The sequence below is a fragment of the Acidovorax sp. GW101-11A03 genome (genome assembly GCF_059424825.1).
The window spans coordinates 1-7,433 of record NZ_JBWKZU010000111.1 but is presented as its reverse complement, the minus strand read 5'-3'; the positions used below and the strand labels follow the sequence as shown (position 1 = coordinate 7,433).

The 7,433-nt window shown below is 64.2% G+C and carries 6 protein-coding genes and 1 pseudogene; 3 read left to right on the top strand and 4 right to left on the bottom strand.

Features of this window, described 5'->3' with window-relative positions:
* Positions 1-138: pseudogene (locus tag AC07Z7_RS24485) on the bottom strand (MFS transporter); the annotation flags it as partial.
* Between the two features lie 97 nt (positions 139-235).
* Here AC07Z7_RS24485 and AC07Z7_RS24480 point away from each other — a divergent pair.
* Both AC07Z7_RS24480 and AC07Z7_RS24475 read left to right on the top strand, forming a co-directional pair.
* The gene (locus AC07Z7_RS24480) at positions 236-1,183 is read left to right on the top strand and encodes a LysR family transcriptional regulator (protein ID WP_494767960.1); all 948 of its coding nucleotides are present in this window, start codon (positions 236-238) and stop codon (positions 1,181-1,183) included.
* A 66-nt stretch (positions 1,184-1,249) separates the two neighbouring features.
* Positions 1,250-2,308: a hypothetical protein gene (locus AC07Z7_RS24475; protein ID WP_252659676.1), complete on the top strand. Its 1,059-nt coding sequence runs from the start codon at positions 1,250-1,252 to the stop codon at positions 2,306-2,308.
* An 80-nt stretch (positions 2,309-2,388) separates the two neighbouring features.
* On the opposite strand, the gene yjjJ is transcribed toward AC07Z7_RS24475, so the two are convergent.
* The 3 genes from yjjJ to AC07Z7_RS24460 all read right to left on the bottom strand — a co-directional run bounded on the left by yjjJ (position 2,389) and on the right by AC07Z7_RS24460 (position 6,134).
* The gene (yjjJ, locus tag AC07Z7_RS24470; protein WP_494767959.1) at positions 2,389-3,747 is read right to left on the bottom strand and encodes a type II toxin-antitoxin system HipA family toxin YjjJ; all 1,359 of its coding nucleotides are present in this window, start codon (positions 3,745-3,747) and stop codon (positions 2,389-2,391) included.
* Between the two features lie 307 nt (positions 3,748-4,054).
* Positions 4,055-4,996, bottom strand: a complete 942-nt coding sequence (locus AC07Z7_RS24465; protein ID WP_494767958.1) for an aldose 1-epimerase — start codon at positions 4,994-4,996, stop codon at positions 4,055-4,057.
* A gap of 187 nt (positions 4,997-5,183) precedes the next feature.
* On the bottom strand, positions 5,184-6,134 hold the full coding sequence (locus AC07Z7_RS24460; RefSeq protein ID WP_494767957.1) for an SMP-30/gluconolactonase/LRE family protein: 951 nt from the start codon (positions 6,132-6,134) through the stop codon (positions 5,184-5,186).
* Between the two features lie 120 nt (positions 6,135-6,254).
* On the opposite strand from AC07Z7_RS24460, the gene AC07Z7_RS24455 reads away from it, so the two are divergent.
* The gene (locus AC07Z7_RS24455; protein ID WP_494767956.1) at positions 6,255-7,076 is read left to right on the top strand and encodes an SDR family NAD(P)-dependent oxidoreductase; all 822 of its coding nucleotides are present in this window, start codon (positions 6,255-6,257) and stop codon (positions 7,074-7,076) included.
* The last annotated feature ends 357 nt before the right edge of the window (positions 7,077-7,433 follow it).

Sequence of the window (7,433 nt, the reverse complement as noted above, 5' to 3'; positions counted from 1 at the left end):
CACGCCCAGCATGGGCTGGCTGTAATACAGCGACGCCACGCTGAGCCCCGCCGTGGTCGCCAGCAGCAACAGCAGCGGCGCACTCACCGGGGCAGCGTCCGCCGCGCCGCTTGCATGCACATTTTGAATGGAAGACATCACAACACCATCGGTTAGAAAGGAATGGTGCGATTGTTCTAGCCCATCACCGCGCTGGGTAGTAGGCTGAACTGCAGATTCGTTATACGCTTAGCGTATGACAAACACCCTCCCGGCCTTGCAACCCGGAGCTGACCGCATCGAGCTGATGCAGACCTTTGTCCGCATCGTCGAGGCCGGCAGCCTGTCTGCCGCCGCCCAGCAACTGGGCACCAGCCAGCCCACCGTCAGCCGCCGCCTGCAGGCGCTGGAGCGCAGCCTGGGCATCAAGCTGCTGCAGCGATCCACCCATGTGATGAAGCTGACGGAAGACGGCGACCGCTGCTTTGCCCACGCCAAGGCCCTGCTGGAAGACTGGCGCGCCATGGAGGACGACCTGCGCGGCACGGCCGACACCCCGCGCGGCACCCTGCGCGTGCTGGCGCCGCACGCCTTTGGGCAAGACCAGTTCATCGCCCCGCTGATGGCCTACCTGCGCCGCTACCCCGAGGTGGATGTGGAATGGATGCTGCACGACCGCCGCCCCAACTTCATCGCCGAAGGCATCGACTGCTCCATCCAGGTCGGCGCGGTGGACGACCCCAGCGTGGTGGCGGTGCGCCTGGCCGAGGTGCCCCGCATCGTGCTGGCCGCCCCCGCCCTGATGGCCGGGCGCCCCACGCCCCAACACGCGCAAGACCTGCAACCCCTGCCCTGGCTGGCCCTGAGCACCTTCTACCGCCGCGAGGTCACGCTGACCCAAGAGCCCGGCGGCGAGGCCCACACCTTCGGCATCACGCCACGTTTGGCCACCGACAGCCTGTACGCCCTGCGCAGCGCCGCCCTAGCCGGGCTGGGCGCGTGCATTTCATCGGCATGGATCGTGGACAACGATGTGCGGCAGGGGCACTTGCTGCACCTGGTGCCCAACTGGCATGCGGCGCCGCTGCCGGTGTACCTGGTGTACCCGTATGCGCGGTTTTATCCGGCGCGGCTGCGGTTGTTTTTGGAAGCGATGCGGGGGGCGATGCCGGGGTTGGTGGGGATGCGGGCGGTGGGGAGTTGAGCGCAATCGGCCTGCGAAAGACTGCGCTGATATGGTGGAATCCTGTCACCTACAAGGGGGATTTTGATGACTGACCAAGAACACAAAGAATGGTTGATGCGTTACCTTGAGGACATGGAAAGATTCTCCCGAGAACGGTTGTCTGCCTCCGCAGATCTAATTGCGAAGTTCACGGCTCTCGCCGCATCCAAGGGCGTGAATCTCAGCACGGATTCATTCGAGTACATCCAGACCACCGGCATCGTCGCAAAGGCACAGGGCATTGCAAAGGCGCTCTTGGGGCCGATAAAGATCGAGCGCGACGGATTACTTTCGTTCAAAGAGATCGCGAGCCGATTCCCTCCCAGCACATATTCCGAAGGGTGCTTTGCGGGACCTGACTTTATTTTGATGGCCCATCCCTGTTACCGGCGTGGAATGCACCCGGTCAACAATTGGGCACCGAGGTTTATAGACTTATTCTGGCGGTTCGATGAACCCGGTGTAGAAAAGTACATTGCCCTCGATGAAGACCGAGTCCGGATCGACGTTGACGGCTTGGGCTATTTCGAAGCTGACACTTGGTACGGGGCCCCCTTCGATCAGGACATACGAAATATCAAGCCCGGAATCGCCAAGCTGCGCCCACCCCTGGACATTGAATCTCGAGCTGCCTCCTACCTCTTTGCCAACACCTACTGCCTTGACATCAAGTGGAGTGAGTCGGACGGCATCAAGTCGTTCCAGGCCCTGGAAATCAAGACAGAGGACATCCGTATCGAGATCGGTGGGCAGCATTACTTCCCAGCCCGCTACCTGCATGCCGAGTTCGACATTGCTGCCAATTGTTTTAGACACTTCGATGGCGCGATTCAGCTTTTCACGAACGAAGAATATCTACATAGGCGCGATTCCGACTTCAATATGACGTTGAAGAACCCAGCGCATATAAAAGCCAGATCGAGCAAGGTATTCAAAATCAATGGCCCGCTGAAAACTGCAAGCTGGGTCGAATTTTGCTGTCACTTCTACACCGCTAACCCACTTATTTTCGAATACTTCAGTGGTGAATACCCGCGACATGTCACTGAGTCCCTTGAAAGAATCAGGAGCAATGCAGCGCAACACACAAACGGACCTGCCTGACCGCTTTCGGTGAAGGCTGCAAGCGGCGACGACCTCGCCACCGCCGCCAACTCTGCAACGCACTACGCCGGCATCCTGCCCTAAATCGCAAGCCGCCCAACACGCTCAGCAGCCACCGTCACATGACGCAGCAACTCAACGTTGCAAGCGTCAAAACCCACGCTGAATCCTTGTTCATCCTCCAACCGGCGAACAAACACCTGCGCCATCGCAAGCGCCTCTTTCCAAGCCGCCGCGCTGACCTGCTCCCCCACCGCCAATTCAAGCGCCCGCTCCGGCAAACCTCCCCCCGCCGTAGGTGCAAACGCCATGGGCGTCATGTCATACGCAGGCGCCAGCTCGTAAGGCCTGCGCCCTTCTGACAAGCACGACAGATTGCCACTGTGCATGTCGGTGTTGCCGATCAGGGTGCCAAACGCCCACAGCAGGCAGGCCGTGTCAAAGGCCTGGGGGGTGATGACCCCGGTCTTCAGCAACGCCCTGGCAATCACCGGCCAGTTGCCGCCGCTACCGACAAACTCGGCGTCCAGCGCGGCGAAGGAATGCAGCGCCCTGCGCCCGCGCGCACCCAGCCGGTCAAACCGCTGCACCTCCAGAAACCGTTGGGTGCCGTGCATCCAGGTCATTGACTGCGCGGCAGGCACGCCATGCTCGCTCAGTACTTGCAGGGCAATGTGTTCGGCCAGTAGCAGGTCGCGCCAGCGGGCGCTGACGGGGGTGTCGAGTTCTGCGGTGAACTTGACCATCACGTGCGCGGCAGTGCCATCGGCTTGCTCTGCGTAGGCGGTGAACTTGGGCTGCTCTCCAGCGGCTGACGAGCCCGCCACTTCGCCGCGCGCGGCCAGGTCGGCCAACTGGGCGTAGGCGGGCAGCTTTTGCGCGGCTGAAATGGGCACGGGGTCGGGCGCGTTGACGAACTGGTCGCGCGCGGTGGGGCCGATGAGCAGGTTGCCGGGCATGTCGTCGCCCTGGTCCAGGATGGCGCGCAGCGCGTGGGTGTCGCTCCAGTCGCCCAGCCGCTCGGGCAAGCCCAGGCGCTGGCCGTGCCGCTGGCAGTACGCGCGCCCCAGGTAGCCCTGTGGGCGCATGTCAAAAATCCACCACGGCAGGCCATCGCTGCGCAGCCGGGCCCCGCCCGCCTCGACCATCACAAAGCCCTGGGGGCACACCGGGACCAGGGTGCCCAGAGTTTCGAGCGCGCCCTGTGGGGTGACGCGGTACACGGTGGCCTGCAGATCGGCGCGCTGAGGATCGCGGAGCGTGTATTGAATAGATCTGGCGGCGCCAAAAGGCACCACCTCGTCACCCAGCGCGCTGAGGGCCCGGGAGACGGTGGGCTGGCTGACCTGCAGCGCCTGGGCCAGCGCCTGCGCCTTGGCGGGGCCGGGGCGCAGCAGGGGGCGGATGGCGTTGGCGTAGGTCTGGGCGGCGGAAGGCATGCCTTAAGGATACCCCGGTTGAATGGAAAATTGAATAGATAAAAGAATATATTAATCAAACTGAATCAGAGCCCGATGGTTGCGCTTTTTAGTTATTCACTGACAAACAACTACCCAATGCAACAACCGCGCTGCGCGTGGCGCGCCTATCTGGTGCGGCGCAGCCCCTGGGGGCCTCCGTTCGCGCACGGCTCAAAGCATGCCGAGGCGCGCCACCAGCACTTCTACCTGGCGCTGAAGTGGAAGCCATGGGAGTCGTGGCATGGGATTGGTCGAGGTCAACACCCACCACAGCGAGCAGACCCCATCAATGGCTTTGCGGGCGGTGTGCGTAGCGCCACTGCACATTCATCACCATCGCCTCCCCTTGCCGCAGCGTGCGCAGGCCCGGTTGCCCCGGCTGGTGAAAGGCGTCGATGGGCTGGGTGATGGGCTCGAAGCAGAAGGCCGGGCCCTGCGGAGGGCGGTAGATCAGGCAGTAGTGTTGTGCGGTGCCGCCGTCCTTTTCAAAGTCGGGCATGTGGGCCGTGAGGCGCAGGCCGCGCTCGGGCCAGTCGATGTGCGCGGTGCCGCCCCAGCCGGTGTAGGCGTTGTCGATCAAACCGCCGTTGGTGGGGGCGCCAGTGTTCAAGTCCCAGCCGGGCGGGAAGTGCTGCGTGTGCTCTGTGGGCAAGGGGTCGTCGCCACACAGCCACACGCCCTGCACCGGCGCCGTGATGCGCGTGGCGGGCGTGCGCGGAAACCAGGGGTGCAGGCCCAGGCCGTAGGGCAGCGGCTGCGCGCCCAGGTGCCTCACCTGCACCGACTGGTCCAGGCCGCCCTCCACCAGCCGGAAGGTCTGCACACATTGGTAGTCGTAGGGGTTGCCGTCAAAGCGCTCGGAGCGCAGCTGCATCTGCAGCGTGTCGGGCGCGGGCTGGGTGAGTTGCCAGGGCTGCAACCAGCCATCGCCATGGATGGGGTACGGCTCGCTCACGCGGTTGGGGCGCATGGGGTGGAACTGGCCCGCGTGCTCAAACCCGCCGCCGCTGATGCGGTTGGACCAGGGCACCATGGCGAAGGACGCGAGCTGGTACAGGTCGGGCGTGGCGCCATCCCACGGGCGCCACAGGTCGATGCGTACGCCAGCCTTTTGCGGGTCGTCGATCTGCCAGGCCGCCACGCTGCCGCCCAGTGTGGGCACCAGGCCCAGGTGCTGCCCCGCATGGTGCAGCCAGACGATGGGGTGGGAGGATGTGGCCTCGGTCATGGGCGGTGTGCTTTCTTTGGTGTGTTGACGGGAATTGCGGGTTGGCAGATTGCTCGGGGCTGCGTTCAGCGCTTAGAGCGGATATCAAAACCCCGCGCAGCGGTTCTGGCCAGGCGCCGCATCGCAGGCAGTACGCGTAGTACGACAAGACGCGGCAACGGCGCCAGAAGGGTTTTGTGAGCCGCTCTCAGCCGCCAAATGGATGGGCGGGCAGGCCCAGGCTGTCGGTGTCCACCGCAAACAGCGCCCCGGCCAGCGGCTCGGCCGCCAACTGCTCGGGCGTAAGGCCTACCCGCGCGGAGCTGATGAACAGTGTGCGCAGGTCTGCGCCGCCAAACGCGCAAGTGGTGACCTGGCTGACTGGCAAGCGCACGCGGCCCAGCTCTGCGGCGGTTACCGGGTCGTGGCAGGTCACGCACCAGCCGCCCCAGTGCGCAATCCACAGGCGGCCCTGCGCGTCGGTGGTCATGCCATCGGGCAGGCCGTCTTCGGGTAGCCAATGCTTCCACAGTGTTTTGTTGGACACGGTGCCTGCGGCCAGATTGCTGTCGTAGCGGTAGGTGTTGCCTTCGATGGTGGCGTTGAAAAACATGGCCGCGCCCTGCCCCGTGCCAGACCAGGTGGGGCCGTTGGTCACGGCAAAGCCGTCGTCGTGGCGGGTGCAACTGCCGTCGGGGTCATAGCGGTAGAGCGCGCCCGTGGGGGCCTCGCACGCAAAGTCCATGGAGCCCGCCCAGAAGCGCCCCTGTGCATCGCATTTGCCGTCGTTGAAGCGGTTGCCCGCGCGGTCGGGCTCGGGCTGGTGCAGGTAGCGCGGGGCCATGTCGGTGGCCGGGTCGAACAGCGCAAAACCCCGGCGCAGCGTGACGATGAAGCCGGGGGCATGCGCGCGTTCGGCGATGGCGGAGATCTCTTCGTCAAACGTCCAGCGCTGGTGGCCGCCGGTGGCCGGGTCCCAGCGGTGCAGCTCGCGACCAAGGATGTCCACCCAGTACACGGCCTGCTCACGCACCGACCACAACACGCCTTCGCCCAGCGCGTTGCCCGGTGCGATCACGCAGCGCACGGCGCCGGTGATGGGCGCGGAACAGGCAGCGCCCTCGGGCGGAGAGAAGGGGGTATCCAGCAAGGGGCGCATGCGTGTCTCCGGTCTTTTTTTGTATCGGCCTGCCGCCAGGCACTTGACGAACGGCATCTTATCAACGCCAATTGATGCTTGAAATGAAATTTTTTTCAATTGATTGATTGCAATATTTATATGTCAAAGGTTTTTACCCCCTCCTCTTCCTCGACCGATGCCACCGGCGCCCCCCAGGGCCTGGCGAAGTTCCCCAGCCTGCAAGGCCGTGCCGTGTTTGTGACGGGCGGCGGCAGCGGCATTGGCGCGGCCATCGTTGCGGCGTTTGCCGAACAAGGTGCCCGCGTGGCGTTTGTGGACGTGGCGCGCAATGCGAGCGAAGCCCTGGCCCAGCACATTGCCGATTCAGGCCTGCCCCGCCCCTGGTGGCGTGTGTGTGATGTGCGCGACGTGAACGCCCTGCAGGCCTGTGTGGCAGAAGCGGCGGCCGAGCTGGGCAGCGACTTTGCGGTGCTGGTGAACAACGTGGCCAGCGATGACCGGCACACGCTCGAATCCGTAACGCCCGAGTACTACGACGAGCGCATGGCCATCAACGAGCGCCCCGCCTTCTTCGCCATCCAGGCCGTGGTGCCCGGCATGCGCAGGCTGGGCGCGGGCTCGGTGATCAACCTGGGCTCCACGGGCTGGCAGGGCAAGGGCACGGGCTACCCCTGCTATGCCATTGCCAAGTCGTCGGTGAACGGCCTCACGCGCGGGCTGGCCAAGACGCTGGGGCAGGACCGGATCCGCATCAACACGGTGTCGCCCGGCTGGGTGATGACGGAGCGGCAGATCAAGCTGTGGCTGGACGCCGAGGGCGAGAAGGAGTTGGCGCGCAACCAGTGTTTGCCGGACAAGCTGCGGCCGCATGACATCGCGCGGATGGTGTTGTTTTTGGCGTCGGACGATGCGGCGATGTGTACGGCGCAGGAGTTCAAGGTGGATGCGGGGTGGGTTTGAATTTTTGAGGTCTTTTTGGGCTCTGGCGCCTATCCATCAAGCGCTAGCAGCTATTGTTTTTGCAGTCCTGATCAGCCTCGACCGTTCGGGCTGAGCTTGTCGAAGCCGGGGCAGGCACGCTCGCTGATCTCTGCGGTGTGCCTGGTTTGAGGGCGGAGGCCGGGAGTCGCCCGGCAGGCGAGTAACTTTCTTTCGCGTCGCCGAAAGAAAGTCACCAAAGAAAGGGCGACCCTACACGCTGCGTCCCTCCGCTGCGCTGCGGGCAACCTGCGGTGCTCGTGCGTGGGGCGCGCTGCGGAACTCGCTACGCGCTGCGCGCTTCGCTCGTACAACCGCAGCGAGTCAGAGCACGAAGCA

Bases quoted from the DNA above. Each gene is read 5' to 3' on its own strand.
- AC07Z7_RS24480 (WP_494767960.1), top strand. From the start codon at position 236: ATGACAAACACCCTCCCGGCCTTGCAACCCGGAGCTGACCGCATCGAG.
- AC07Z7_RS24475 (WP_252659676.1), top strand. From the start codon at position 1,250: ATGACTGACCAAGAACACAAAGAATGGTTGATGCGTTACCTTGAGGAC.
- yjjJ (WP_494767959.1), bottom strand. From the start codon at position 3,747: ATGCCTTCCGCCGCCCAGACCTACGCCAACGCCATCCGCCCCCTGCTG.
- AC07Z7_RS24465 (WP_494767958.1), bottom strand. From the start codon at position 4,996: ATGACCGAGGCCACATCCTCCCACCCCATCGTCTGGCTGCACCATGCG.
- AC07Z7_RS24460 (WP_494767957.1), bottom strand. From the start codon at position 6,134: ATGCGCCCCTTGCTGGATACCCCCTTCTCTCCGCCCGAGGGCGCTGCC.
- AC07Z7_RS24455 (WP_494767956.1), top strand. From the start codon at position 6,255: ATGTCAAAGGTTTTTACCCCCTCCTCTTCCTCGACCGATGCCACCGGC.